Source organism: Shewanella sp. 10N.261.52.F9 (assembly GCF_041471165.1).
GTDB classification, from domain to species: Bacteria; Pseudomonadota; Gammaproteobacteria; order Enterobacterales; family Shewanellaceae; genus Shewanella; species Shewanella marinintestina.
Genome location: NZ_JBFRNX010000009.1, coordinates 55,624 through 80,940, shown reverse-complemented (window position 1 = coordinate 80,940; position 25,317 = coordinate 55,624). Strand labels below are relative to the sequence as shown.

At 42.5% G+C, this 25,317-nt stretch carries 26 protein-coding genes and 1 riboswitch; of the genes, 9 read left to right on the top strand and 17 right to left on the bottom strand.

Annotation, left to right across the window (positions count from 1 at the left end; translation table 11 throughout):
- The first annotated feature begins 105 nt into the window (after positions 1–105).
- A riboswitch (FMN riboswitch) is annotated at positions 106–356 on the top strand.
- Between the two features lie 159 nt (positions 357–515).
- A complete protein-coding gene (gene ribB, locus AB4298_RS07255; protein ID WP_371986201.1) occupies positions 516–1,154 on the top strand; it encodes a 3,4-dihydroxy-2-butanone-4-phosphate synthase in 639 nt (212 codons plus the stop codon).
- A 298-nt stretch (positions 1,155–1,452) separates the two neighbouring features.
- Positions 1,453–4,677, top strand: coding sequence for an EAL domain-containing protein (locus tag AB4298_RS07250; protein WP_371986200.1), 3,225 nt, complete (start codon positions 1,453–1,455; stop codon positions 4,675–4,677).
- A 62-nt stretch (positions 4,678–4,739) separates the two neighbouring features.
- On the opposite strand, the gene ftnA is transcribed toward AB4298_RS07250, so the two are convergent.
- Positions 4,740–5,267 carry a non-heme ferritin gene (gene ftnA, locus AB4298_RS07245; protein WP_249000278.1) on the bottom strand — a complete coding sequence of 176 codons (528 nt, stop codon included), beginning with the start codon at positions 5,265–5,267 and terminating at the stop codon, positions 4,740–4,742.
- 347 nt (positions 5,268–5,614) lie between these two features.
- On the opposite strand from ftnA, the gene moeA reads away from it, so the two are divergent.
- A complete protein-coding gene (moeA, locus tag AB4298_RS07240) occupies positions 5,615–6,859 on the top strand; it encodes a molybdopterin molybdotransferase MoeA (RefSeq protein WP_371986198.1) in 1,245 nt (414 codons plus the stop codon).
- Positions 6,860–6,898: 39 nt separating this feature from the next.
- Positions 6,899–7,669 carry a molybdopterin-synthase adenylyltransferase MoeB gene (gene moeB / locus AB4298_RS07235; RefSeq protein ID WP_371986197.1) on the top strand — a complete coding sequence of 257 codons (771 nt, stop codon included), beginning with the start codon at positions 6,899–6,901 and terminating at the stop codon, positions 7,667–7,669.
- Between the two features lie 70 nt (positions 7,670–7,739).
- Here moeB and AB4298_RS07230 read toward each other — a convergent pair whose 3' ends face one another.
- Together AB4298_RS07230 and katE1 are read right to left on the bottom strand one after the other, a co-directional pair.
- A complete protein-coding gene (locus tag AB4298_RS07230; RefSeq protein ID WP_371986195.1) occupies positions 7,740–8,258 on the bottom strand; it encodes an ankyrin repeat domain-containing protein in 519 nt (172 codons plus the stop codon).
- A 264-nt stretch (positions 8,259–8,522) separates the two neighbouring features.
- The gene (katE1, locus tag AB4298_RS07225) at positions 8,523–10,037 is read right to left on the bottom strand and encodes a catalase KatE1 (protein WP_371986194.1); all 1,515 of its coding nucleotides are present in this window, start codon (positions 10,035–10,037) and stop codon (positions 8,523–8,525) included.
- Between the two features lie 374 nt (positions 10,038–10,411).
- On the opposite strand from katE1, the gene AB4298_RS07220 reads away from it, so the two are divergent.
- Positions 10,412–10,879, top strand: a complete 468-nt coding sequence (locus AB4298_RS07220) for a putative hemolysin (protein ID WP_371986192.1) — start codon at positions 10,412–10,414, stop codon at positions 10,877–10,879.
- A 78-nt stretch (positions 10,880–10,957) separates the two neighbouring features.
- On the opposite strand, the gene AB4298_RS07215 is transcribed toward AB4298_RS07220, so the two are convergent.
- From AB4298_RS07215 to AB4298_RS07185, 7 genes are all read right to left on the bottom strand, one after another.
- On the bottom strand, positions 10,958–11,731 hold the full coding sequence (locus AB4298_RS07215; protein ID WP_249000272.1) for a hypothetical protein: 774 nt from the start codon (positions 11,729–11,731) through the stop codon (positions 10,958–10,960).
- Positions 11,728–12,213: an RNA polymerase sigma factor gene (locus AB4298_RS07210; protein ID WP_249000271.1), complete on the bottom strand. Its 486-nt coding sequence runs from the start codon at positions 12,211–12,213 to the stop codon at positions 11,728–11,730. Before AB4298_RS07210 ends, AB4298_RS07215 begins: the two co-directional genes overlap by 4 nt.
- Before the next feature lies 1 nt (position 12,214).
- Complete coding sequence (locus AB4298_RS07205; RefSeq protein ID WP_371986190.1) at positions 12,215–13,003, bottom strand: HvfC/BufC family peptide modification chaperone; 789 nt, start codon at positions 13,001–13,003, stop codon at positions 12,215–12,217.
- A complete protein-coding gene (locus tag AB4298_RS07200; protein WP_371986189.1) occupies positions 12,994–13,863 on the bottom strand; it encodes an MbnB/TglH/ChrH family RiPP precursor modification enzyme in 870 nt (289 codons plus the stop codon). Before AB4298_RS07200 ends, AB4298_RS07205 begins: the two co-directional genes overlap by 10 nt.
- Positions 13,863–14,147, bottom strand: a complete 285-nt coding sequence (gene bufA1, locus AB4298_RS07195) for a BufA1 family periplasmic bufferin-type metallophore (protein ID WP_249000268.1) — start codon at positions 14,145–14,147, stop codon at positions 13,863–13,865. The genes AB4298_RS07200 and bufA1 overlap by 1 nt, the downstream gene beginning before the upstream one ends.
- Before the next feature lie 101 nt (positions 14,148–14,248).
- Positions 14,249–14,635, bottom strand: coding sequence for a thiol-disulfide oxidoreductase DCC family protein (locus AB4298_RS07190; protein ID WP_371986188.1), 387 nt, complete (start codon positions 14,633–14,635; stop codon positions 14,249–14,251).
- Positions 14,636–14,637: 2 nt separating this feature from the next.
- On the bottom strand, positions 14,638–15,084 hold the full coding sequence (locus AB4298_RS07185; protein WP_371986187.1) for a DUF3429 domain-containing protein: 447 nt from the start codon (positions 15,082–15,084) through the stop codon (positions 14,638–14,640).
- A gap of 146 nt (positions 15,085–15,230) precedes the next feature.
- Between AB4298_RS07185 and folX the strand changes: the two genes are divergently transcribed.
- The 3 genes from folX to folM are packed head-to-tail and all read left to right on the top strand — an operon-like array spanning position 15,231 to position 16,994.
- Positions 15,231–15,596 carry a dihydroneopterin triphosphate 2'-epimerase gene (gene folX / locus AB4298_RS07180; protein WP_249000266.1) on the top strand — a complete coding sequence of 122 codons (366 nt, stop codon included), beginning with the start codon at positions 15,231–15,233 and terminating at the stop codon, positions 15,594–15,596.
- A 36-nt stretch (positions 15,597–15,632) separates the two neighbouring features.
- Complete coding sequence (gene folE, locus AB4298_RS07175) at positions 15,633–16,280, top strand: GTP cyclohydrolase I FolE (protein ID WP_249000265.1); 648 nt, start codon at positions 15,633–15,635, stop codon at positions 16,278–16,280.
- A 3-nt stretch (positions 16,281–16,283) separates the two neighbouring features.
- A complete protein-coding gene (folM, locus tag AB4298_RS07170) occupies positions 16,284–16,994 on the top strand; it encodes a dihydromonapterin reductase (protein ID WP_249000264.1) in 711 nt (236 codons plus the stop codon).
- A 60-nt stretch (positions 16,995–17,054) separates the two neighbouring features.
- Here the strand turns inward: folM and gltS are convergent, their stop codons facing one another.
- From gltS to AB4298_RS07140, 6 genes are all read right to left on the bottom strand, one after another.
- Positions 17,055–18,278, bottom strand: coding sequence for a sodium/glutamate symporter (gene gltS / locus AB4298_RS07165; protein WP_249000263.1), 1,224 nt, complete (start codon positions 18,276–18,278; stop codon positions 17,055–17,057).
- Between the two features lie 151 nt (positions 18,279–18,429).
- The gene (locus AB4298_RS07160) at positions 18,430–18,591 is read right to left on the bottom strand and encodes a DUF2986 domain-containing protein (protein ID WP_249000262.1); all 162 of its coding nucleotides are present in this window, start codon (positions 18,589–18,591) and stop codon (positions 18,430–18,432) included.
- A 57-nt stretch (positions 18,592–18,648) separates the two neighbouring features.
- Entirely contained in the window at positions 18,649–19,698 is a 1,050-nt protein-coding gene (locus AB4298_RS07155; protein WP_371986186.1) for a hypothetical protein, read from the bottom strand.
- Between the two features lie 40 nt (positions 19,699–19,738).
- Positions 19,739–20,842, bottom strand: a complete 1,104-nt coding sequence (locus AB4298_RS07150) for a glycosyltransferase (protein WP_249000260.1) — start codon at positions 20,840–20,842, stop codon at positions 19,739–19,741.
- Positions 20,843–21,910 carry a glycosyltransferase family 9 protein gene (locus tag AB4298_RS07145; protein WP_249000259.1) on the bottom strand — a complete coding sequence of 356 codons (1,068 nt, stop codon included), beginning with the start codon at positions 21,908–21,910 and terminating at the stop codon, positions 20,843–20,845.
- 105 nt (positions 21,911–22,015) lie between these two features.
- Positions 22,016–23,095, bottom strand: a complete 1,080-nt coding sequence (locus AB4298_RS07140; RefSeq protein ID WP_371986185.1) for a glycosyltransferase family 9 protein — start codon at positions 23,093–23,095, stop codon at positions 22,016–22,018.
- A gap of 85 nt (positions 23,096–23,180) precedes the next feature.
- Between AB4298_RS07140 and AB4298_RS07135 the strand changes: the two genes are divergently transcribed.
- A complete protein-coding gene (locus AB4298_RS07135) occupies positions 23,181–23,912 on the top strand; it encodes a 3-deoxy-D-manno-octulosonic acid kinase (RefSeq protein ID WP_249000257.1) in 732 nt (243 codons plus the stop codon).
- Positions 23,913–24,008: 96 nt separating this feature from the next.
- Here AB4298_RS07135 and waaA read toward each other — a convergent pair whose 3' ends face one another.
- A complete protein-coding gene (gene waaA / locus AB4298_RS07130; protein WP_371986184.1) occupies positions 24,009–25,274 on the bottom strand; it encodes a lipid IV(A) 3-deoxy-D-manno-octulosonic acid transferase in 1,266 nt (421 codons plus the stop codon).
- Between the last annotated feature and the right edge of the window lie 43 nt (positions 25,275–25,317).

The window sequence follows — 25,317 nt, the reverse complement described above, 5'->3', positions numbered from 1 at the left end:
TGCGCTAGCGCGCCATTTTGCCACGTCAGCTTGTCATTTTATTCAATAAGGGGCAACATAGCGCCACTTGGTTAATGACTCTTCCCTTGAATGAGCATTAACCGGGATAATTCTCAGGGCGGGGTGTAATTCCCCACCGGCGGTAAGTTATTTAGTGATAAATCACCATATAAAAGCCCGCGAGCGCCTAGTTTACGCTATATAAGTAGCGCTGAATATCAACTAGGGTCAGCAGATCTGGTAAACAGACCTTAACTACGACGCCCGTCGTTTCTAAGGTTGTACCTACTCCAGAGCCGACGGTAATGAGTATTGATGTAAGTCAGTACACTGAGTCCGGATGAAAGAGAATATAAGAAAAAACCAGAGAACCTTAAGCTATGGTTGGCTTTATGGGGCTCTGCGTTGATCTTATTATGCGCATCCCTTAATGCCACCTTTGGCTATAGGTATGTGCCATTTTCTGTACGCCCTGATTCTGGTCAACCCAATGTCGTATTTTAAGGATGTTATCCATGAATCAGTCTTTACTTGCCGCTTATGGCAATCCAATCGAACGTGTTAACGCTGCACTAACTGCACTACGCCAAGGCAAAGGTGTACTAGTCGTAGATGATGAAGACCGAGAAAATGAAGGCGATCTTATCTATTCAGCCGAAACGCTTACCAACCAACAAATGGCGCTGCTTATTCGTGAGTGCAGCGGTATTGTGTGTCTTTGTTTAACTGACGAACGAATCGAGCAGTTACAACTGCCGCCAATGGTCAGCGACAACAACAGCCAGTACGGCACCGCATTTACAGTGAGTATCGAAGCAAAACAAGGTGTCACTACAGGTGTTTCAGCGGCAGATCGTGTTACCACAATTAAAGCAGCGATTGCAGATAACGCTAAACCTGATGACTTAGCTCGTCCAGGCCATGTATACCCTTTACGTGCTCGCCCAGGCGGAGTATTAGAACGTCGCGGCCACACTGAAGGCACGGTAGACTTAATGAAGCTTGCCGGATTAAAGCCTTTTGGGGTGTTATGTGAAGTGACATTGCCAGATGGCACTATGGCGCGCTTGCCAGAAATTATCGACTTTGGTCAGCAGCATGATATGCCAGTACTGACGATTGAAGATATCGTGGCTTACCGTAATAGTCAGTAATACGTAACACCTGTGCAATAACGGCAATGATTAATAGTAATCACTGCCGTTTTTTTTAGGTTAATCGTCAACTAATTAAGGTAATCTTGCATACAAAATCCAGAACTACATCAATCAAACTCTTGATTAAAAACACAATTGATATATTCGTTAAAAATCGTGACCTAGATTAGACTTTAGTTAATTAAGTAGGACAGCTTTGGTTTTATATGGTTATTATTCATCGCGCTTTTCTTTTACATTTCATCAGTACGGCATAGCCCTGCCATAACCATACCCTGTGGAGGGTCAACGCTGAATGCAATCCGTATTAAGCCGATTAAGCTTAAGGAGTAAACTCCTTCTATCTGCAGCTTTACCTGTATTTATATTGGTATTGCTTGCGATTGTTAGCGCGGCGACCTTACTAAAGCAATATCAGGATGCATCGGCAAACGTGCTAACAACTCAAGTTACCTTGGGTATAGAAAAGGTGATTTTTGAACTACAAAAAGAGCGTGGACTCTCAGCGGGCTACCATAGCAGCAGCGGTACTCTGTATAAACAGGAGCTTCAACAGCAGTGGCTTGCTACTGATAAAGCATTTCAACAGTTACTAGTAAACTCGTCACTTGAAGAAACTATAAATACCGTTAAAAGCGATATAAACCTGTTTAACGCTCTACAAGAACTCATCAGCAAAGCCAGCGCAGAGCGACGGAATTTAGATGCTGCTCGGCAAGATATCATTAAACTTAATACCCCTGAATTTTTTGATTTCTATTCACTACAGACTTTAAACCTGATTAATTTTGTGTCGCAGCTGCGCTTTAAAAGCGATAAATCCTATCAAGTACTAGTGCAATCTGACTTAGTTAATATGCTAAAGGTGCAGGAGTTAGCAGGCCAAGAGCGAGGATTAATTAATCAGCTTTTATCTGCACCTATATTAGAACCTGAGTATTTCGAACGAGTGACTCAAATCAGCCTTCAGCTCGATAACGCTGCTGAAAACGCTTTCACTATGATGACACTCGATAACCGTGATAATTTCAGTCAATTATTAAATAGCCCTCAAATACAACAAATTTCCGATTACCGAGCTCAACTAAAACAACAGATTCATTTAGTAAAGCAAGCAGAACTCATCAGTGATTTAGTTGGCTATGGCGGGCTTAATTACAATTTAAACGGTTATTTGACCACTCTAAACCCTGACTATTTGGCAAGTTTTAAGAAAAACTACTTTACGCTGCAAGCTGCCTTAGAAAGTTTAAGCCACAATCAAACACTCAACCCCAACCAACAGCTCTTAGTTAATACCCTACGACAAACAGCTGAAAATTATCAGGAGTTTGTGCTTCATGCTGAAGAAACTGGCCAACCTAAAGCCGATGTGACTCTCAAGTTCCTAGGCTTAGATATGGCCTTACATAGCAGTTTATATCGACTGCAACGACAAGTCCCTGTCGTTAACAGCCAAGTTTGGTGGCAATCTGCTAGTGTGGCCATCGATAAGCTACATCAGCTCAACCTACAACTGACTGAAAAAATTGCCCGTCAGAATGAGATAGAAAAACAGCAGATTATTTATTATCTCTACATCAGCTTATTTACTGGAATGCTATTTTTCTATTTAGTATTTTTATTAGGTAGAAGCATTGCTAACAACCTTATAGATTCTGTGACCTGCATAGTTGACGATGTTGAAAAGCTAGCAAAAGATCCAGATTTGGAACTCAACCTCGCACTAAATGGCAACGACGAACTGACTCAAATATCAAAGGCCATAAACCAAATGATGTCAGAGCGAATGAAGTCCAAACGCGCACTGCACCAAGCTTCAGCCGTATTCAGCCACTCAGCTGAAGGCATTATGGTTACTGATGCCAATAATTGCATTGAACTAGTTAACCCAGCTTTTACCAAGATCACCGGTTACAACCTTGAAGATGTAAAAGGAAAAAAGCCTAGTATTTTAAGCTCAGGGCACCACACGCCAGAGTTTTATCAACAACTATGGCAATCACTGTCAGATAACAGTAGCTGGGAAGGTGAGATCTGGAACCAACGCAAAGACGGGCAAATATATCCTGAATACCTAAAAATAACGGCGGTCAAAAATAGCCACAATGAAACGATACAACATATTGGATTATTTTTAGATATCAGTAATAACAAGCAGTATGAGCAAGATATTTGGTATAAGAGTAATTACGATTCACTCACAAAGTTACCCAATCGACACTTATTTTCTTCGCGCTTACAACATGCAATAGATGCAGCTGTTCAACAAAATACTCAAGTCGCTATTTTCTTTATCGATTTAGACAGATTTAAGTACGTCAACGAGTTACATGGTCATACTGCTGGCAATAAAATACTAAAACAATCAGCAACCAGGCTGGAAGCCGTACTTGGTATTCAAGACTCTATTGCTCGCATTGGCGGTGATGAATTCATTGTCATCGCACCACTTAATAATACAAGTGTAGGTGCAGAGCCTTTAGCACAAAAGCTCAGCGACGCCCTATCTCGCCCCTTCATATTAGATGGCAAAGAAATCAATATTTCATCTAGCTTCGGTATTGCCTTCTACCCAGAGGATGGTCAAGACATTGAGATGCTATTGCACAACTCTGAAACCGCCATGTACCAAGCTAAACGTGATGGTCGTGCGCATTACCAGTATTTCTCCCCAGAAATGAACGTTGAAATGCTCGCAAGAATGCAACTTGAGCAACGACTCCGCAAAGCAGTAAAGCAATCAGAGTTTCACCTTGAATATCAACCTATCGTCGATATGCGTAGCGGCGCAGTTACCAGTGTTGAAGCGTTAATTCGCTGGCAAGATCCTGAGTACGGCTTAATTTCACCAGAACACTTTATTCCCATTGCAGAAGAAACCGGACTAATTGAGCCCTTGGGCGAATGGATCTTACATCAAGCCCTAACCGACTTGAATCAGCTACATAGCCAAGGGTTAATGATTAATATGGCCATAAATGTATCTGGCCGCCAATGTATAAACTCCAAAGGTATTAGTTTTTACGATGTACTCAATGATGCATTAATGCAGCACGCAATTGCCGCGCAATATGTACATATTGAAATTACCGAGAGCATACTCATTGAAGATAAACCTATGTGCCTAAAAGTCTTAGAAGCGATCAAGGAACTAGGCATAGAGATCTATCTTGATGATTTTGGTACGGGGTACTCAGCATTAAGCTATCTAACTAAATGCCCGATTTCCGTCATCAAAATAGATAAAAGCTTTATTGATAAAATACTTATCGATCCGTCGGACGAAAAACTGATTAGAGCAATTGTAATGATGGCGCAAAATCTCGATTTGCCTCTAGTCGCAGAAGGGATTGAAACAATTGAACAATGGAGATTCTTGAATGCTTTAGGCTGTGACTATGCCCAAGGCTACTTAATGTCCAAGCCATTACCAAGCATTAAGCTATTAGCGCACTTACAACAAGCAAAACCGTTTGACTACTTAACCTTGCCAACTGGATTAGCAGTAGTGCAGTAGCAATACAACCATAGGTAAAAAAATAGCAGCCAGTGGCTGCTATTTTTTACAAAAGCTAACGCTTACTCTGCAGCGCTAGTCATTACGCTTGCTGATTCTTCAACAGCCATTTGTGCCAAGTCTTTATCAACAAAGAATAGCGCCTTACCATCTTCACCCACTAGGCGGATTTTATCTACGATAGACTTAAATAGCTTTTCTTCTTCGTGTTGCTCTGACACATACCACTGTAAAAAGTTAAAGGTTGAGTAATCTTGGTTAGTGAATGCTGCATGAGCAAGCTCATTAATCTTCTTAGTGATTAATTGTTCATGCTCGTAAGTGTATTCAAAAAGCGCTAGCAATGACGGAAACTCAGCTTGCGGAGCTTCAATCGTCCCTAGTAATGGCATACCACCTGTTTCACTCACGTAAGTAAATAAACGCTGCATATGGCCCATCTCTTCGTCAGCATGAGCGCGCATGAACTTAGCTGCACCTTCAAACCCTTTATCTTCACACCATGCACTCATTTGCAGGTAAAGGTTAGAGGAGAAGAACTCCATATTGATCTGGTCATTTAACTGGTCAATCATCTTCTGGGCCAACATATCAAATCCTTAATGCTTTCGGTTTATCGCACATTGTTATCAAGCTAGTTAATAATTGCAATAAAATTTACTTAAGTGATTGTTAATTAAATAATAATAGTTTTCATTTACAGCATTTCAAGTTACCTTGATTACGATCTTTTTTAACAAAAAAGTCAGTTAAATCAGACTTAAGGCGCTTGTTAGACTTCAAATAGCCCTAACTTAATGATTGCCATTAATGACTATTCTATTTTAACTGTGTTTAAAAACTGCCGCGCAGATCATAGCCATCTGTAATCACCATGGCATAATGCACTATATTCGTTTTTACTTAACGTTCCGATTAACGTCCCAAGGATAGATAGATGCAGACTCATGCAGATCCATGTTCTCAACCTAGCCTCATGCATCCCGATCAGGCTATCGTTAAACTATTAGAACAAGTTAAGCCAATCACAGACTCTGAAGTCGTGACATTACCGCAAGCGTTAGGCCGAGTTCTCGCCGAAGATCTTGCCTCACATATTGATCTCCCGCCATTTAACAACTCTGCGATGGACGGCTACGCCTTTAATTTTGCCGATCTTAATGCAGGTTCTCCGCTAAAACTTATTGGCCAGTCTTTTGCGGGTCATCCTTTTACAGGTAAGTGCATTGCAGGTGGCTGCGTTCGTATAATGACTGGCGCACCACTACCAAGTGGCTATGACACTGTGCAGATGCAAGAAAAAGTCAGTGCTGATGGCGACCAAATCAGTATTGAAGCCCCTAAAGAGCTGGGCGCCAATGTACGCTACCGTGGTGAAGAACTTACAAGTGGCACCAAAGTATTAACCGCTGGCACCTTAATTGGTGCCGCAGAAATGGGCGTACTGGCAACTATCGGCGCTAGCCAGTTACGTGTTAAACGTATTGTTAAAGTGGCATTTTTCTCAACCGGTGATGAACTGCGCCCTGTTGGCAGCGAACTGGGCCCAGGCCAGATCTACGACTCTAATCGCTATAGTATTCAAGGTCTGCTGAGCCGTGGCAATATTGAATGGATCGATTTGGGCGTTATTGAAGACGACAAAGAAGCCATTCGCCAAGCCTTTAAGACTGCCTCAGAGTGTGCCGATATGGTGCTGACATCTGGCGGTGTATCAGTTGGTGATGCTGATTACACTAAGCAGATTTTAGACGAAGAGGGTGAAATTACTTTCTGGAAACTGGCTATTAAGCCAGGCAAACCTTTTGCTTTTGGTCACTTAGGTAACGCCGTATTCTGCGGACTGCCGGGGAATCCAGTATCTTCAATGGTGACATTCTATAAACTAGTATGGCCACTATTAACCAAAATGCAGGGCTTACCACAAACAAAACCAGTAACTCTAACGGCAACCTTAAAAGGCGAGATCCGCAAACACGCAGGTCGTGTAGAATACCAACGTGCCATTTTAAGTTATAACGCAGCAGGTGAAGCTGAAGTCGCAATTACCGGTGGCCAAGGCTCAGGCATGCTGACTTCAATGACCTTGGCAAATTGCTTTATTATCTTAGCGCAAGATTGTGATGGCCTAAGTAATGGTGCTCTAGTCACTGTAGAACCTTTTAATGGTGTGCTTTGCTAACGCAAACACTGTACTGATTTAGTTGAAGAGACCAAATTGATGTCTACCGAACAACCGGCAACGGATGAAATATTATCTGACGCTGAGATTTTACGTTACAGCCGCCAAATATCGATTAAATCGATGGATTTCGACGGCCAAGAAAAGCTTAAGCAAGCCAAGGTATTGATCATTGGTGCTGGCGGTTTAGGTTGTGCAGCGAGCCAGTATCTAGCTGTGGCTGGTGCAGGTTCAATGACCTTAGTGGATTTTGACACCGTTGAGATCTCAAACTTACAGAGACAAGTTTTACATCAAGATGCCAATGTAGGCCAAGCAAAGGTCGATTCAGCGCAACAGAGCTTAACGGCGCTAAATCCACATATCGAAATTAATACTATCAACGCAGTTCTCGATGATCATGAAATCGAAGCGCTTGTAGAGCAGCACAGCATCATTATGGATTGCACCGATAACGTTGCAGTGCGGGAACAACTCAACCAGAGTTGCTTTAAGCATAAAAAACCGTTGATTTCAGCAGCCGCAATTCGTATGGAAGGCATGGTCACTGTATTTGACTATCAAGACAGCACACCTTGCTATCATTGTTTCAGTAAACTATTTGGTGAGCAACAGCTTAGCTGTGTTGAATCAGGCATATTGGCACCTGTGGTGGGTATGATTGGTTGTCTCCAAGCGGTAGAAGCCATTAAAGTGATCGCCAATATGGGGAAAACCTTAGCGGGACGTATTTTAATGATCGATGCCATGACCATGGAATTTCGCGAAATGAAACTACCGAAGATGCCACAATGTAAGGTATGCGGCTAACCACTTAGTTTTATTTTAACCCGTCGGGGTCTTCCTATATCCACCGACGAGATAAATCAAAAACGCAGCCTTAAGGTTGCGTTTGTTTTTTTGCTGCGATGCTCGCATCCTTAAGCTTATCTCCTTGCCCCCAGTATCTAGCAAACTCTTCTAACGTCATTCCCGATTTATTGGTCAGCCCAGCTTCGCACTCTTGGCGGTATAGTTGCGTTATAATTTCAAATTCAGCCTTAATAACTGCTGCCATAATAGCAGTATTGCCACGCTTATCTTGCAAACATGCATTGGCTCCTTGCTCTAATAAGACTGCAGTAGCTTGTTGTTGCCCATGATAAGCCGCAACCATCAGAGCGGTATAACTCTCGCTATTACGCTGATCAATTGGAAACCCTGAGCCAACAAAATGAGCTAGCACTTCAACGTCGCCCGTTCTTGCGGCCGCGAAAAAGTAATTCACTAAAAGCTGAGTGTAGCCAAGTTGATACTTCTCTTCTAAATCACTGCGTTCTTCTGTCGTAACAGCCTTATCTACGCCAACATACTTGTCTGCCAAACTAGGCTGAACAGTAACTGTAGACTTGGCCAGCACATCACTGGTGCTAAAAAATGGCTACAAGCGTCAGCCAAACCAAAGCAAGATTTTGTTTCACTGAAAAATACTGATACATAAACTAGATCTCCATAGTCCAGACCTAAACCCAATAGACTGCCGATGAATCACCATTATCAACTGAGTTATCGGTATTATGGTTGCCCGCAAGACGCACTCTAAACTGGGCAGAACAGAGCAACACGCGCCTCACGGGACTTTTTTAAAAATAGTTAACACCAGCCCTATAGCTATTAATGACGGTTAAATATTGGCCCGCCTTTTCACTTCACCTAAATCACCCGATACAGCTTGGGTTAAACGTTTACCAAAATCTTTATCGGCCAGATAGAAGTAGCTCAGCATTTGATGCTTAACATCGGTGTCTTGCACCTTACCTAAGTCACCCGACAGATTAGTGATCAGATCCTGCTTATCTTGTTTGCTCAAACTACGATACAAAACACCTGCTTGAGTAAAGTTATCTTGCTTAGCTATCACAGCTTGCTGCACAGTGCCCGAAATCGGTGTCTGCACTGCGCGGTATCGTGGTTCTTCAACTAACGCTAACTGCTTACTTGGCTGGTAATTCACATCAGAGCTTGTGTAGCCATAGTTAGCCGCCCCTTCTTGGTTATGATTAGCCACCAGCACTTTAGGCTGGTTAATAGGTAGCTGAGACAAATTAGCCCCTAGTCGATAAAGCTGTGTATCGGCGTAAGAGAAAATACGTCCCTGAAGTAACTTATCTTCTGACGGTTCAATTCCGGGAATTAAATTAGAAGGTGCAAAAGCGGCTTGTTCCGTTTCTTGAAAGAAGTTGGTCGGTACGCGGTTCAACGTCATAGTTCCGACTTTGGTTTCAGGCACATCTAGCCACATCTTTGTTGCATCAAGCGGGTTGTAATCAAACTTGCTGAGATCCTCTGGGCGCAATACCTTGACCATAAGATCCCACTTTGGGTAGTTGCCTTGATTGATCTCGCTATACAGATCCTCTGTTAGGTGATTGAAGTTTTGCCCCTGAATTTTAACCACTTCATCTGGGCGTAAGCCTTCAACCCCCTGCTGGCTTTTCCAATGAAACTTAACGTATTTAACTTGATGTTCATCATTAATGAACTTGTAAGCGTGTACTCCCCAGCCATCCATTTTTCGGTAGCTAGAAGGGGTACCCAAGTTGGTATAAACCCACGTTAGCATGTTAGTAGCCGTCGATTCATGACTAAAAAAGTCAAAGAAACGGTTTGGATCTTGAAGGTTAGTAATTGGCGATGGCTTTAGTGAATGCACCATATCAGGAAACTTTATCGCATCTCGAATAAAGAAAACGGGCAGGTTATTACCCACTAGGTCCCAATTACCTTGTTCGGAGTAAAAACGCGTAGCAAATCCACGAGGGTCACGCAGTGTTTCAGGAGAGCCTTTTGAATGAATAACTGTAGAAAATCGAACAAAAACCGGTGTGATTTTGCCTTCTTTGGCAAATGGTGCAGCTTGGGTCAACTCGTTCAAGTCACTGCTAGAAACGAACTCGCCATGAACACCAGTTCCTCTAGCATGCACGACTCGCTCAGGGATCCTTTCTCGCGCAAATCTTTGTAGCTTCTGGATTAATTGGACGTCTTGTAGCAATACGCTGCCATGACTACCTGCCGTAATTGAATTTTGGTTATCTCCAACTGGAGCACCATTATCACGAGTTAAGGTGTCAGCCTGGGCATTAACAGCAACTAAACCCAGTGATAGGGCGAAGCCTGCTTTTTTTACTATTTCCATGAGTATTCTCTTAATTAACAACGTACGCTCTTTCTGCCCAAAAACAGTTTGAGCGATATTGTCAGTTAAAAGAAGCGGTCTTTATCGATTGGATATATCGCAAAAACCTATTACGTCAATACCAAATATTACTAACCAGCTATAAAAAAGAATAATTATCCAAAGAGAACGGTGAAGTCGTTATAGCGAATAAACATAATAAACTTCAATTTTTATACTTACAGTTAAGACAAATGGGTTACAACGACTGACTTGAACTCGAGAAAAAGCTTCCGTAAATTAATATTCAATGGAATAACCCTTTTAGGCTGTTATTACGTTAGTAACACTATCAACCTAATATCAAGCCTGCTAAAACTCGCACGGAGTCGCTAATGAATACTCGTATACTACAAACTCAATATGTAAAAATCACTGCTATCGCAACAGCCATCCTACTGCTAGCTGGCTGTAATCCCGTCCCTAAAGAACCACTAGACTCAGTAGAAGTCAAAAGCCAAGTTCAGCTTGCCAATCCCGCTTCAACTTACTGCGTATCGCTAGGCGGAACTGTGGATATTGAGAAGCAAGCTCAGGGTGAAGTAGGCTATTGCAGCTTACCAAGTGGCGAACGTATAGAGGAGTGGACCTTGTATCGTAAAGATCATCCACAAAGAACAGAAGCAGCAACAACGAGCGTAGAACATAAGCCTCAGGTCGGTTTGCCGAACCCGGCAACTAAAAACTGTATCGAACAAGGTGGTACTGTGGACTTAACCACTAGCATTTGTACCTTACCGAGTGGAGAGCAAATCGAGCAGTGGCAGCTATACCGCAGAGATACAGGTGCTGCACAACAATAGAATAATGAACAGGTCTTATTTTAACAGGGGCTTTAACACTATTGCCTCAGCCCCTGTTTAAATGTTCTAGTAAAGCGGTTACTCAATTGAACGAGCCGAGGCCATCAATAAGCCCTTTTCAACCCAAATAGACACTAAGACGCCCCTAACAATATGTTCAATGGGCTTATCACCCGCTTCAATCATTGGCAGCTTGCCATATAAGCTTTGGTCATATTGCACCTCGTATAAGGTAATGGCTTTATCTTGTTCGACAAAGCGGATTTGCGCAGCTGTCAAACCTTGAATAGAGCAATAACGCCCCCCCAACATCTGACTATTGTTAGTTATTAGTCTTGAGCTAACCAATTTAAAATCTAATTGGATAAAATAATCTCGTAAATCGGATAGCCTTTGCGTTTGCACCTCTAATGGCTTCATCTTGATATGGTTTTTTGCCACTTCCTCGGCAATCTTCCAATCCATTGTCTGCCGTATCAACGATGACTTAGCGCTACCAAACGGATTCCCCAATTTCGATTGCCAAATAATATGCGAATAAAACTGCGCACCCAGTACTATCAATAAAAAAATACTTGCTGCCACTGTCAGCAGCGGCTTTGATCGATAACTATGCCAACCTCTATTTCTGGGCTCATTTGCTAACTCAGCAGCAGTATCAGCTTGAGTATTCTTATTATCGCAATTTTTAGCGCCGTTTTTTATGCCTACAGATAAAAGCTCACTTTGCTCAATATCAGTCAGTAGCGCCTCCACTCTTGCAATGCCGCTGTCACTTAATGATTGGTTTTCTATATGCTGCTTTATCTTGGCTTTAAAATTGATTTCAGGGGTATCAGGTTTGTTAGTCATTTCGTCTGCCCCCTTACCAACTTTGATGATTGATCTAGCTCTAAAGCAACTGACTTTAATTTAATACGATGTAAGCGCGACAATATACTGCCTCTAGGTTGTCCCAAATCTTCTGCAATCTCTGCGGTGCTAAACCCCTCAACGGCCCATAGGTAAAGCACTTCTCTTTCTGCAGCATTTAGCCTGTCAAACAAATGCTCAATTAAGTCATGTTGAATAAAAATCTCTTCTAAACACCTTTCATCCAGCAATGCTGGCGCATTTTCATCTAATGATTCAAAGTCCACCACCTTTAACCTACGGCAGTCATCGATAAATTGATTACGGATAATCGCTCTAATATAAGCTCGTGGATTTGCTGGTTTAGCTCGACATTTGATCCAACGCTCGATAGAGGTTTGCAGTAAGTCTTCAGCTTGAGAGGAGTGAGCCGTTAGACAGTAACAATAGCGATACAGCGCCTGCAGCAACTCTCTGTCCATGTTAACGTTCCGACTTCTGAGGAGTAGGTAAATAGAAACCACAAATCCACTGACGCCCAATCAACTTAGGCAACAAGCTGATATCGTGCTCGAAATGGGTAATTTGCGCTAGGTTTTGCCCTGCTTGTACTGCTTGTAACAGTTGCATCTCTGCTTGAGTTGTAGCACTCAAGCTAACTTTAAATCGGTCGCGATGGACTAGTAGATAATGACAAGGCTCCCCTGCAGGAGTTTCTATACCTTGTAACTCTTTATGCCTAATCCATACCTGTTGCACTGGGTACTGACAGCTCAGTAGTGCCAGATCTGGCCGCAGCAACAGTATCGCTTGCTGCTGCACTTTTTCGCTAAGCTCAGCCAACGCATCTAAATGATAGTGCGGGGCTTGTAAAAAAGTGGGCAAATCCATGGCGTAATAACTTTGATTTATTTGCCACTCCAACTCGGCCAGTTCAGGTAAATATGGCAAATCTACAAAGGCTGAGTGCAGGCTAACTTCATCAGCTAGCCAGCGGGGAAAATCCCGACCATAACGATTTAAATTACTATCCTTGAGCGGATATTGTTGACAATAACCTTTAACTAACTGCGTAAAACAGATGTCACCTACCACCTCTTTACAAACGGGAAACACCAGTTGTAAGGCTCCCACTAACGCTTGGAAGGTGTTATTGCGATAGATATCTACCCGCTTTAGCTCCCGCTCATTAATAAACTGATTTAACCTGTTAGCGTTTCCTTTCGACTCCAGAGCATCGATAAATGCCGACTGCCAATCTGTTAGACGCATTGTTCATCACCAGCGTTGTTATCTCTAATACCGGACGTAATTGCAGTTCGCAAGATGCCTGCAGCAACTTGCTGCTCTTGTAGTAATCGCGCTAGCGTTGGCAAATCACTATCCCATTCAATCATGCTAGGTATGGCCCCATGTTGATTAATATAAGACGTAAATACCGCCCAAACTTTAGGGTCAATAGGGTGGTTATGAGCGTCCAGCAAGTAATCCCCTTTATCGTGAAATCCTGCAAGATGGATCTGCTTAACTCGCTCGATTGGGATAGTCTGCAAAAATGACGACATTGACTGCTGTAAGTTAACGCTAGTGACAAAGGCATTATTGATATCGAGCAACAAATAACAATCCGCCTCTGCTGCGATTGCAGCAATAAACTCCCCTTCACTAAGCTCGTTGTAACGACAACTCATATAGGTAGACACATTTTCTAATAAAATCCTTTCACCCATAAAATCCTGGGTTTGCCTAATCCTTTGGCTAATATGCATCACAGCTTCTTGGGTGTAAGGCAATGGTAATAGATCTGCCACTTTATATGTTTCGTTACCAGAAAAACTGGCGTGCTCAGAATACCAGTGAGCACCGGTTTGCTGTTTAAGCGTTTTGATTTGTTGCAGGTAATTAACATCGAGTGGGTTTGGGCCGCCTAGAGATAAACCCACACTGTGCAATACGATAGGGAATCGTTCACTTACAGCCCGTAATAAATGTTGATTGAGCCCACCAGCAACCAGCCAATTGTCAGCAAGCACTTCAAGCCACGGTACCTCTATACTTTCATCGGCCAATAGTTGTTGCGCATGAGGTAAGCGCAGGCCAATGCCTGCACCCGATATCTCAGACTTAAGCACTAGCTTTTAGCCGGTTTAACCGCTTTAACTTCACCACCGGTTATTTTGTCGCAGGTGCCCGCTGGAACGTAAACCCACTCTGTAGGCATATTGTCTTCTTTGGCTTGCCCTGCACAACCATGGCTACCATCTAACGCACCACAATCATTAGCGCCAGCTTTTGCAATGCCTGCACACTTTTCCCACTCTTTAGGCTGATCGGGCACAGCTTGGGCGCCGATTGAAATACTCGCCGCCAGAATACCCGCCACCGTTGCACCAACTGCCGTATTAGTCGATTTCATGTTAGTAATCCTTTTGATTGGTAAGATGTTCAATAGCTATAACGAATGAACCGGGCTATTGATTGCATCACAGTCAAAAGTAATTCTAGTCGAACCTAAAATTAACGCGGGCAAGTCCCCCCTTCACAACGCTGCTTTCCGGTTAAAAGGTAAGAAATGCGGTATCTATGTTTGGCAAAAAAACGGTAGCCGAGATCAGCTGCGGGCTTAAGCAGTGGACACCTTAGTAATTTTACGTAGCGTTCCTTACCTACAGCAGCCCACGCCTCGTAAGTCACATCTAAGCCTTTGATTAAGGTACCATCAGCCAGTTCACCATGCAGAATACGGTTAGCGAGGATAAAATCGATATAGGGGTATTTCTCAGAAAAGTCATCTTGATTGAGATCTTGTAGCTCAATATCATCATTATGGTCGAGTGCTTTTATCTGCTGCATTTCAGCATCACAAAGCGGACACAATGAGTCGTAGAATATTCTTAATTTCATCTTTACCCTCCAAACAGAATATTTATCAACATCAAAAAATGCGTCAACAGTGCCACGCTAGTCAACCTCACTCGCATACGGCGATACTCTTGATCGACAGGTAAGTTTTGACAGTTTTTTTCGATGCTAAGCAAACTAAAGTAACCGAAAGACAAAGTTACCAATCCCACAGCAGGAACCGCTAACAATAATGAAAACCACGCCAGCAATGCATAAAGATTACTTAAGATAAGCAAGTTGCCGATGTTATTGCTGGCGTACAAAGACAGAACTCGGCCCCAGAGCGTACCGGCCAAAAAACTCAAAATGGTGGCGCTGTAACTGATAAATGCAAATTTAGGATCCAGCCAAGGTGCCACCCAGCCAGCCCAACTCATTACTGTGGTGATAATAAAGGGCAACAATCCTGCGTATCCTAAACCTAGCCAAATTGTTTTCTCACTTTTCATTGCATTTATCTCAGCCTAAATAGTAAAAATAAGTACGCATCAACAAGCGATTTAGATCTTTACTACTGAGCAATAAACGGTAACAGATGATCTAAATTACTGAATATTGCGTACTCTGGCCTATAGTTAAATGAAAAGGACTGCCTATGACCACCAGCAATGCGATCATCAAAATAACCAATTTACGTCTGCGGACCTTTATTGGATTCAACTTAGAAGAAAGACAAAAAATGCAGGATGTGGTGATAAATATAGAAATTCATTACCCAGCTCAAAACGCAATTCGCGAAGATAATGTCGAAGAAGCACTTAACTATAAGAGAATCACCAAAGCAGTGATTCAACATGTGGAGGAAGGTCGTTTTCTACTGCTAGAAAAGCTGGTATCAGACATTTTAGATATTAGCCGTGATCATGCGTGGGTGCAGTTTGCTCGCGTAACAGTAGATAAGCCACACGCCTTACGTTTTGCCGACTCAGTATCGCTCAGTCTTGAATATCACCGTGACTAACACACAAAAAATTCAAGCATAAGCTAGGAGGTACTTATGGATTTATCACAAGCAGATCAAGTACGAAATGCCCTGATCTCTCAAGGGTTGGAAACACCATTGACTCCATCCGATATGGATAACCAACAAAAATATGAACGTATTAAAGGCTTAATGACGGAAGTCGTATCCACTCTAGGGTTGGATCTTACAGACGATAGCCTTTGCGAGACCCCACATCGAATAGCCAAAATGTACGTAAATGAGATTTTTGCTGGGCTTGATTACGCTAACTTTCCGAAAATAGCCCAAATTGAAAATAAGATGGGTGTCGATGAAATGGTCAAAATAAGTGATATTAGCGTTGTCAGCACCTGTGAACATCACTTTATTACCATCGATGGTTTAGCGAGTGTGGCCTATATCCCTAAAAATAACATCATCGGCTTATCTAAAATCAATCGTATCGTGCGATTTTTTGCTCAGCGCCCCCAAGTGCAAGAACGCTTAACTAAGCAGGTTATGGTGGCCTTGCAAACTTTGCTTGGGACTGATGATGTGGCTGTAAGCATTAATGCTACTCACTACTGCGTGAAATCTCGCGGTGTTATGGATACCCAATCACAAACCCAAACCACTGCGCTAGGCGGAAGTTTTAAATCCGATCCATCAACCCGTAGTGAATTTCTCAGACAAAATAGGTAATACATGGCGCAAACAATTTTAATTACCGGTGTTGGTAAGCGTGTCGGGCTTTATTTAGCAACTCATTTGACTAATGAAGGCTATCAAGTCATCGGTACCTATCGCACCCTGCGCCCTGAGTTGCAGCAACTAGAAGCTCTGGGGGTACAACTATACAGTTGTGATTTTTATCAGCCAGAGCAAACCGAGCAGCTGATAACAAACATCAAACAGTCATACCCTAGTCTCAGAGCCATTATCCATAATGCATCTGACTGGCTACCAGATACTGATCACGCCAATCCGTTAGCCACAATAGAACAGATGATGCGTATTCACGCTAGCACGCCCTACGCCATTAATCAGGCGCTAACGCCGTTGTTGCACAATAACGCTTCCCCTTTTGCCGATATCATTCACATTACCGATTACGTCGTTGATAAAGGGAGTAAGAAGCACGCGGCCTATGCCGCGAGTAAGGCAGCATTGCATAGCTTAACTTTGTCTTTTGCTGCCAAACTGGCGCCTAAGATAAAGGTCAACAGCATAGCCCCTGCTATGTTGATGTTTAATCTCGATGACGATGTTCACTATAAGCAAAAGGCACTTAAAAAAGCGCTTATACAGCAAGAAGGCGGTGAAGCTGAAGCGTTAAAAGCGGTGAAGTACCTGCTTGATAGTCAGTATATGACCGGACAAAGTTTGAAAATTGATGGCGGACGCCATCTAGTTTAAGCCAAAATGAACAACAAAAAAGGCACGCTAAGCGTGCCTTCTCTCTGGACTACTGACGGTTTATAGAATAAAACCAATATAGCCCTGCAACACAATTAAGTTAACGATATCGATAAAGAACGCACCAACGATAGGCACAACCATAAACGCTTGTGGTGACGGACCATTACGAGAAACTAATGCCCCCATGTTCATCACTGCAGTAGGTGTTGCCCCCATACCAAAGCCACAATGGCCGCCCGCCATAACTGCTGCGTCGTAGTTTGAGCCCATAACTCTAAATGTTACAAAGTAAGCAAAGCAAGCTAAAACAACAGTTTGTACCATCAAAATAATCAATAGCGGAATGGCTAAATCAAAAATTTCCCACAGCTTTAAGCTCATCAGCGCCATTGCTAAGAACAACGACAACGCCACCGTACCTAAGATATCAACGCACTCGTTATTCATCTTATAGCCACGAGTCATTTCTGTTAGATTGGTAATTATTACCCCAAGAAATAACGCATAGACAAAATCAGGCATCTTTAACCAGCTGATATCAAAGCTTGCAACTAAAGTCCCTACCCACCTGGCACCCGCCACACACAACATAATTATAAACAGGGTTTCTAGTACACTTTTAGCGGTAACGTTATCTTCTTCAAGCTGATCATAGGTCACCAAATCTGGATGGTCTTTATGGTGGTTGCCACCAATACCATATGACGACTCTAGCTTATTCTTATCAATTAACTTTTGCGCTACTGGTCCACCAATAATACCGCCCATGACTAGTCCAAATGTGGCAGCAGCCATAGCAAACTCTAGGGTGTTCATATTGTAGTGGTCTGCAAATGTTTGCGACCACGCAGCGCCAGTGCCATGCCCACCTGAAAGTGTAATAGAGCCAGCAACCAGACCCATTAAGGGATCTAAGCCAAGCATAGTTGCCAAGCTCACACCTACCGCGTTCTGTAAAATGATGTAAATTGACGCAATACCAAGAAAAATGAAGACCTTTTTGCCACCGCGGGCTAGCAGTTTATAACTAGCAGCAAGGCCAACCGTACTGAAAAACATCAGCATCAGCGTATTTTGCATTGGCAGTGAAAACGCTAAGGTAATATTCTGAAAATGAAGCACTGTGATAGCAGCTGCGACAACCAGGCCGCCGATAATGGGCTCTGGGATATTGTACTTTTTGAAAAAAGGAACGTGACGATTGACTGTGTGGCCGATAAACAATACCAAGATGGCGACCAAAAACGATTCTAGTTCTCCGATTGAATATACAGTATTCATGAAACTCCTATCCGTTAGGTTTTGTAGTAAACAACCTACAAAACCAAAATTAGCCGGCTATTCTGGCATATTCATTAGGGTAAATAATATTAGCCGTGTCGGAATTATGGCATCTGGATCATGAAAAATGACTTTTCGGGCAATAAACAACCTATTCGCTGTCTATTTGCACAGGACTTTCAGCCTCTAAAGCCTCCAACTTAGCTCTGTCTGCCTTAGAAATGTATTTAGGCTTATTACTATTTTGCAGTTTAGCATTGGCTTTCTTAAGCTTGCTCATGTGTTTTAGGGTGATTTTTTTAGTACGATTCATTTTTTACTTACGTTGTTTTTATCAACAAACGCCTCAAATAAATTGCTAACTTCAATATTAAGCTAGCAATCGGGATAATTCTTTCAACGCTAATTCTAGACCATTTGACGGTGCTAATGCCGGTAAAGCAGGCAAGTTATCAGCATTCAATAACGTCATCGTTTTTTCGGAAATATTTTCATTAAGCTGAGACGATACGACTAAATTGTGCTTTACGCAGATTTTAATCCGCTTAGGCTGGTCTTTCGAAACAGCAACAGCTACAACGGGCTTAACCAAGCTAATGGCTTGTAATAATGTATCTCCACCACTTAAAACAGCTATTTTTGCTCCTTCAAGTAAACTAATAAAATCTTGATTAGCCAAACTCTTGATAGTAATAACCGAATCAGATGTCGGCAATGCATATGGGTAATTAGAGCCAAATACCATCACACATTTCATTCCGGTTTGCTGTGCTACTTTATTTGCTTCAGTCCAAAAAACATCAGCAGCAAACTCAGTTGCAGCCTTGTGGCCCCCCGAGCCTGCATTAAATAAAATATAATCTTGGTTCTGCAACCCATACATTGTTAGTAATTCATTTTTTCTAATAAGATCAGGAGCAGTAAAGACACTACCAATTACAATAGGCTCTGCGCACTTAGTCCATTGTAGCTTTTGCTTATCCAGCCAACTTATTGGCCCAATTACAAACTCAGGTTGAGCAACCCAATGACTATCTGTCACCTTAGCTCGACCAATCTTCATGCCTCGCGCTCGTTTACGCTTATGCTGGCTAATAAAAACAACCTTGGCACCGATTGTTTTAGCATGTTGCATCTGTGCTTTACGCCCTGAGGCGTCAAAAACAACGACATCAGGTTTAAAATCACTCACCAAAGCATTCACTTCATCAACCAATTTGGTCGGCGTATCTTTTAAAATATGAGTGAAATAGGGGCACTCCGTCGCATAAGATGCTTCTTGGCTAATCGCAAACTGTATTGTCGCATTCGGCCACTTATCCATAATCCCATCAGCAATAATCAATGAGCGCATATACTCTCCACAACCTTCTGCAGAGGAGACTGGAAGAAATAAGAATTTAGGCGCAGACAAATCCATTAAAACACCTTTTTAATACAGCTAAGCCAAAAATGAATCATCATTTCAGGTTAATTAAATCTAAATAAGACAAACAGACTTGATGTGCATCCACTTGCTTCAGTAGGTCAATATTACTAATTTGCGGATAACTTTCTAGCGCCTCATCAATCTTTAATGCCAAAGATTCTGGATCGCGACGAGGAACAAGGTAGTGAGCTAAATCTCCTGTAAGAATCTCTTTAGGGCCATGGTCGCAGTTAGTACTGACGACGGGTGTTTTACACACTAAAGACTCGATTAAAACAGTAGGTAAACCTTCGTAATCTGAACTCAGCACCATTAACTTGGCCGCCTTAATCCAAGGATATGGATTTTGCTGAAACCCCGGGATAATCACCCTATCGAGCACGCCCAATTTCTTAGCTACTCTTGTCGCTTTTTTAGGGTTATTACAAAGTAGAACCAAAGGAATATCATGCTTCATTAATTTTATGGCTTCAAAAAGCACATCATGCCGTTTAGGCTTAGCGAAACGCCCAACATGGATAAGGAAATCACCTTCGGGTATACCTGTTACCTCTTCTTGAGCTTGTTGCTCAATCTTTTCTATTTCAAAAGGGTTGTAAATAGTAGTGATCGAGGCTGGAACAATACGACCAACCTTTTCAATTTCCTGCTTAATGCCTTCAGATACCGTTATCAGGTGTTTGCCTGTTAGCGCTTTTTTAGCTCGTAGCATTTTAAAGTAGGCAAAGGGGCCTAGCTTTTTATTACGCTTTAACGGCTCTTCAATTGAAGAATGCACCACGAAATATAAAGGACTCACTTTAGAATGAGACATCAATAAATTGGTTTTATCTAAGTTAGAGATAAATAGGTCAAACTTACCAGTTTTAATCTCTACCTTTCCTATCCATTCATCTAAGCGCTGCGCTGATTTCTTGATGTTCCAAAAGCTATCTAGGTATTTATCTTGCTTTTTATCAAAACAAAAGTGTATTGGAATATTCTTTTCAATATGATGTTCACAGTGATCAAATAGCACTAATAGATGTGGCTCGTGTCCCTGTTTTATCAACTCGTTTGCTAGCGTAAGCATAACTTTTTCTGCGCCACCGCCAGCTAAGCTGTCAATAACGATAGCAATCCGTTTATTAGCCATTTATTTTTCCTCTAACAAACGAGAAATATCGGCAATACTGACTTTTAAGCCATTCACACTGTCAATTTCTTTCGTTTTATTGATTAGTCGCGCAAGCTCTGCTGGAGCTAATAATTGATCAACCCCCCCACACATTTCCGAAAAATCTAAATTCGATGATAGGATAACGTCGCGGTCCAAGCAGGCCTTTACTCGTGGAGGTTGATCTTTTGCTACGGCAATCCCAAGCGTAGGAACATGCATTGCAACTGCCTGTAACAAAGTGCCACCACCACTTAATACCGCGGCTTTGGCACTGCTCACCAAATTAATAAAGTCCGCGTTAGCGAGTGATCGTATACACACCACACCTTCTATCTCAGGTAACTCCTTGGGATAATTATCCCCAAATACAATTACAGGCTTCAGCTTGTGGTGATCTCTCACATAAAGAGCAACATCTAGGAATAAATCTGCAGCATAACCTTGGTTACACTTATGCCCACCGGATCCAGCACTAAATAATACAAAAGCCTTATCAGCCAAATCATATTCTGCTAACAATGCACCTCTTTGGCTTTCATCAGGGTTAGTAAATATAGGGCCCGTAACTAATGGCTGAGGTCGGTTAATTAGCCATAACTTGAATCGTTCGAATACTGATAATGGCGCAATTGCAAACTCCGGCTGCACGACCCAGTGACTATCAGTCACTAAGCTACGACCAACCTTAAGCCCGCGGCTACGTTTTTTCTGATGTTGGCTAATAAAAATAACTTTGGCACCTGATTCATGCGCATGCTTTAACTGTGCTTTACGACCCGATGCATCAAAAATAACAACGTCAGGCTTTAGTTCTGAAACAATATCATTCACAGCTTTAACTTGTTTAGTCGCTGAATTTTCTAAGATAAAAGTATTAAAAGGACATGACTGCGCATACGGCGCATGTTTGCTTAACGCAAAATGAATAACGGCATCCGGCCAATGCTTTTTAACACCATTGGCAATTATCATTGATCGCATATATTCGCCAATACCTTCTTTAGAAGATACAGGAATAAAAAGAAAAACTGGCGCAGATGGCATATCATCAACTCTCTTATAATTCAGCCGTAACGGCGTAATCATTCAACAAATAAAAACTCGCACAATCGTTGCTTATTGTAACGGAAAACTAAAATCCCAACACATTTATGGACGTGTACGGCTCTTTTCAAATACAGCAATCACGCTATTAACATCAATCCGAGCCATTAAATGTTCCCCTTTAGCACGAGTCCCCCAAGGGATTTCACCTTGTTTCTGCTCATGAATCACTTTGTCGTAAACACTGACAACTGAGTCAAGGCTGGTATATGGGCCCGTTCGTCCTGGATTTGAGTGGGCGTATAAACCTATCACTGGCGTACCTTGGGTTACCGCCATGTGCGCCGGCCCCGTATCAGGCGCTAACACAACGCTTGCCTGTTTAAGGATGGCGAGCAATTGCAATAAGGATGTCTTCCCGACTTGATTTTCTAGGACTGACTTAGTGGCAGCTTGGATTTTCTCTGCTAATTCTTTTTCAAGAGCTGTCGGCCCACCACATAGCATTACTCGGTAGCCTTTAGTCACTGCATAATCAGCCACTGCAGCATATCGCTCTGATAGCCAATTGCGCTCAGCTTTACTTGCGGCGGCACAGATCACCAATACTTGGCTTTCATCTGGGATGAGTGCTTTGGCAAATTCAGTGTCTGTAGCTGGTACCGGAATATTCCAGCTTGGAGCCAAATCTGTCACTCCCACCGCCTTGGCAAACCCCATAAAGCCCTCTAACACATGCGGTGTAGCTTGTGGTTCAATGGCATGATTAGTTACTAACCATTGACCTTCTTTGGCTCTGAAACGATCAAAACCAATACGAATTTTGGCGCGGATAGCTAAAGAGGCGATGGTTGCACGCAAAGCAATTTGCATATGCAGCAATACATCAAACTTACGCCCTTTAAGCGCTCGCTTAAGATTAAAATAACTACGCCAGCCTTGAGACTTATCAAAAATAACAAACTCAACTCCCTCAAGGTGTTGCAATAGCTGGTACTCAACTTTGCCTAAAATCCAAGTAATTTTGAGTTGCGGGTAACGGCGCTGAATTGCCTGCACCATAGCAACCGCATGGCACACATCACCAATAGCAGACAGCCTTAAAAGGCATAGCGACTCAGCATTACTTAAGTCTATGCTCGTTGATTTAGGGTTCTGGTTGTCACTTGAAGTTGATAAGCTCATTAGTGCTCGAAGGTTATTTGGCGCAATCTACCGATCTTAATGTAGAATGCCTGCAGGTTCCACGGTTTAACTTACAATTCTACCTATGAAGTTTAAAAAAACATCTCAAGGCAGCATCGCATATTGCCAGCACACGCCATCAGATATCGAGCCAAGTTGGTTCGGTGCCGAGTTTTGGCGTGAAAAATCAGCGATAACAGGCTCATCTAAAGGCCGTTATACCACTTGGTTTGTAGATGCCAGCAAAATCGAAGCCGAACAAAACCAGTGGGTACTGCGTCATTACTACCGTGGTGGACTGATTGCAAAAATAAGTCGTGATCAATACTTTTTTACTGACTTACAAAAAACACGTGCGATAGCAGAATTAGCATTACTGGAAACTTTATATAAACAAGGTTTTGCAGTCCCTAAACCTATCGCGGCCAATGTAGAGCACTCGGGGCTATTATATCGCGCTGATTTAATTATTGAGCGAGTTGATGGCGCGGAAGATTTAGTGGCTCGTTTAAGCAAAACAGCGATGAGTGAGTCACAGTGGCAGTCTCTTGGTAAGGCAATTGCTGAGTTTCATAATTACGGTGTTTATCACGCTGATCTGAATGCGAAAAATATTCTTATCACTGATGATAAGTTTTACCTGATTGATTTTGACCGCGGCGAACTGAAAAAACCTAACGCTCAATGGCAACAAGCCAATATGAGTCGTTTGCTACGCTCTTTCAGAAAAGAACTAGGCAAATTAAACACATTAGCCTTCAGCGAAGATAACTGGTTACAGCTACATCAAGCCTACCAAGCCAAACTCAAGTCATAGTGATGCTCATAGCCACATTCATGAAATAATCAGTGAAATAAAAAGGTCAGCTTAAAATGCTGACCTTTAATTATTTACGCCGTAATCTATGCCAAGTTAACCATGAATAAAGGCTTCAACCATCTTCAGCTGTTTAGCCAGTGAGCCTCGGTTTTGTGCCACAACCTCTTTTGCTGCCAAGCTTGCTTGGTTATAAGCCTCTGAGTTAGCAAACAACTCAATCAAATGGGCAGCTAATGCAGCTGCGTCATCAACTACAGTTAAGCCACCAGCCGACTGTAACAACTCAGAGATTTCGTTAAAATCACGGTAGTTTGGCCCCATCATTACCGGTAACCCCATAGCCGCCGGCTCTAAGGGGTTATGGCCACCATGTACAATTAACGAGCCACCTACTAGAGCCTGATCGGCGGCACCGTAAAACGTCAGTAGCTCTCCCATAGTATCGCCTAATATAACTTGAGTGCAGGCTAATACAGGCTCTTCAGTACTACGACGCACTAGCGTTAAGCCTGCATTTTTAATTTCAGCAGCCGCTGTATCAAATTGTTCAGGGTGACGTGGCACCATAATCATCAGCGCATTTGGGTAAGTTTGTAGTAATTGCGTATGGGCTTGAATGAGTATCGAAAATTCACCAGGATGCACAGAGCCCGCAACCCAAACTGGTTTATCAGCGGCTAACCATTGTTTACGTAATGCCTTGGCAGTATTAACACGCTCAACATCGATATTGATATCAAACTTTAAGCTACCACAAACCTTAACGCGATCAGGGCATACGCCTAATTCAATAAATCGTTCTGCAGCCTGCTCAGATTGTGCTGCTATACCATCTAGCAACTTGAGCATAGGTAAGGTTAGCTTGTGATTTTTACGATACGAGGCTGCGGATTTAGCAGATAACCTTGCGTTAGCCAGCAGCACTTGCGCATCGGCCTGCTTTAGATAATGGATTAAATTAGGCCACAACTCTGTTTCCATAATGATGCAACACTTAGGCGATAGCTGTTTTACAAAGCGGCGGACACAGCAAGCTAAATCAAACGGTAAGTAACAGTGTTGTACTGAATCACCGAAAGCCCGCGTGACTTCAGCCGATCCTGTCGGGCTCGTCGTAGTAATGGTAATACTGAGTTGTGGATGCCTTGCTTGGATTTGCTTAATCAACGGCACCGCAGCCAAGGTTTCGCCCATAGATACCGAGTGCACTAACAAATCTGTCTTTGCTAGTCGCTTAATTCCAAAGCGCTCGCCCCAGCGCCCGCGATAATCCTTACTTTTAAATGCCCTAAAGGTCAGATAAAGCAAAATGAGTGGGCTAATTAAATATAGCAGGACTGAATAAAGACTACGATTCATGAAATTAAGTACTTTAGAGAGTTTTACTTGAAGAATTAGGTTA

Bases quoted from the DNA above. Each gene is read 5' to 3' on its own strand.
- ribB (WP_371986201.1), top strand. From the start codon at position 516: ATGAATCAGTCTTTACTTGCCGCTTATGGCAATCCAATCGAACGTGTT.
- AB4298_RS07250 (WP_371986200.1), top strand. From the start codon at position 1,453: ATGCAATCCGTATTAAGCCGATTAAGCTTAAGGAGTAAACTCCTTCTA.
- ftnA (WP_249000278.1), bottom strand. From the start codon at position 5,267: ATGTTGGCCCAGAAGATGATTGACCAGTTAAATGACCAGATCAATATG.
- moeA (WP_371986198.1), top strand. From the start codon at position 5,615: ATGCAGACTCATGCAGATCCATGTTCTCAACCTAGCCTCATGCATCCC.
- moeB (WP_371986197.1), top strand. From the start codon at position 6,899: ATGTCTACCGAACAACCGGCAACGGATGAAATATTATCTGACGCTGAG.
- katE1 (WP_371986194.1), bottom strand. From the start codon at position 10,037: ATGGAAATAGTAAAAAAAGCAGGCTTCGCCCTATCACTGGGTTTAGTT.
- AB4298_RS07220 (WP_371986192.1), top strand. From the start codon at position 10,412: ATGAATACTCGTATACTACAAACTCAATATGTAAAAATCACTGCTATC.
- AB4298_RS07215 (WP_249000272.1), bottom strand. From the start codon at position 11,731: ATGACTAACAAACCTGATACCCCTGAAATCAATTTTAAAGCCAAGATA.
- AB4298_RS07210 (WP_249000271.1), bottom strand. From the start codon at position 12,213: ATGGACAGAGAGTTGCTGCAGGCGCTGTATCGCTATTGTTACTGTCTA.
- AB4298_RS07205 (WP_371986190.1), bottom strand. From the start codon at position 13,003: ATGCGTCTAACAGATTGGCAGTCGGCATTTATCGATGCTCTGGAGTCG.
- bufA1 (WP_249000268.1), bottom strand. From the start codon at position 14,147: ATGAAATCGACTAATACGGCAGTTGGTGCAACGGTGGCGGGTATTCTG.
- AB4298_RS07190 (WP_371986188.1), bottom strand. From the start codon at position 14,635: ATGAAATTAAGAATATTCTACGACTCATTGTGTCCGCTTTGTGATGCT.
- AB4298_RS07185 (WP_371986187.1), bottom strand. From the start codon at position 15,084: ATGAAAAGTGAGAAAACAATTTGGCTAGGTTTAGGATACGCAGGATTG.
- folX (WP_249000266.1), top strand. From the start codon at position 15,231: ATGACCACCAGCAATGCGATCATCAAAATAACCAATTTACGTCTGCGG.
- folE (WP_249000265.1), top strand. From the start codon at position 15,633: ATGGATTTATCACAAGCAGATCAAGTACGAAATGCCCTGATCTCTCAA.
- folM (WP_249000264.1), top strand. From the start codon at position 16,284: ATGGCGCAAACAATTTTAATTACCGGTGTTGGTAAGCGTGTCGGGCTT.
- gltS (WP_249000263.1), bottom strand. From the start codon at position 18,278: ATGAATACTGTATATTCAATCGGAGAACTAGAATCGTTTTTGGTCGCC.
- AB4298_RS07160 (WP_249000262.1), bottom strand. From the start codon at position 18,591: ATGAATCGTACTAAAAAAATCACCCTAAAACACATGAGCAAGCTTAAG.
- AB4298_RS07155 (WP_371986186.1), bottom strand. From the start codon at position 19,698: ATGGATTTGTCTGCGCCTAAATTCTTATTTCTTCCAGTCTCCTCTGCA.
- AB4298_RS07150 (WP_249000260.1), bottom strand. From the start codon at position 20,842: ATGGCTAATAAACGGATTGCTATCGTTATTGACAGCTTAGCTGGCGGT.
- AB4298_RS07145 (WP_249000259.1), bottom strand. From the start codon at position 21,910: ATGCCATCTGCGCCAGTTTTTCTTTTTATTCCTGTATCTTCTAAAGAA.
- AB4298_RS07140 (WP_371986185.1), bottom strand. From the start codon at position 23,095: ATGAGCTTATCAACTTCAAGTGACAACCAGAACCCTAAATCAACGAGC.
- AB4298_RS07135 (WP_249000257.1), top strand. From the start codon at position 23,181: ATGAAGTTTAAAAAAACATCTCAAGGCAGCATCGCATATTGCCAGCAC.
- waaA (WP_371986184.1), bottom strand. From the start codon at position 25,274: ATGAATCGTAGTCTTTATTCAGTCCTGCTATATTTAATTAGCCCACTC.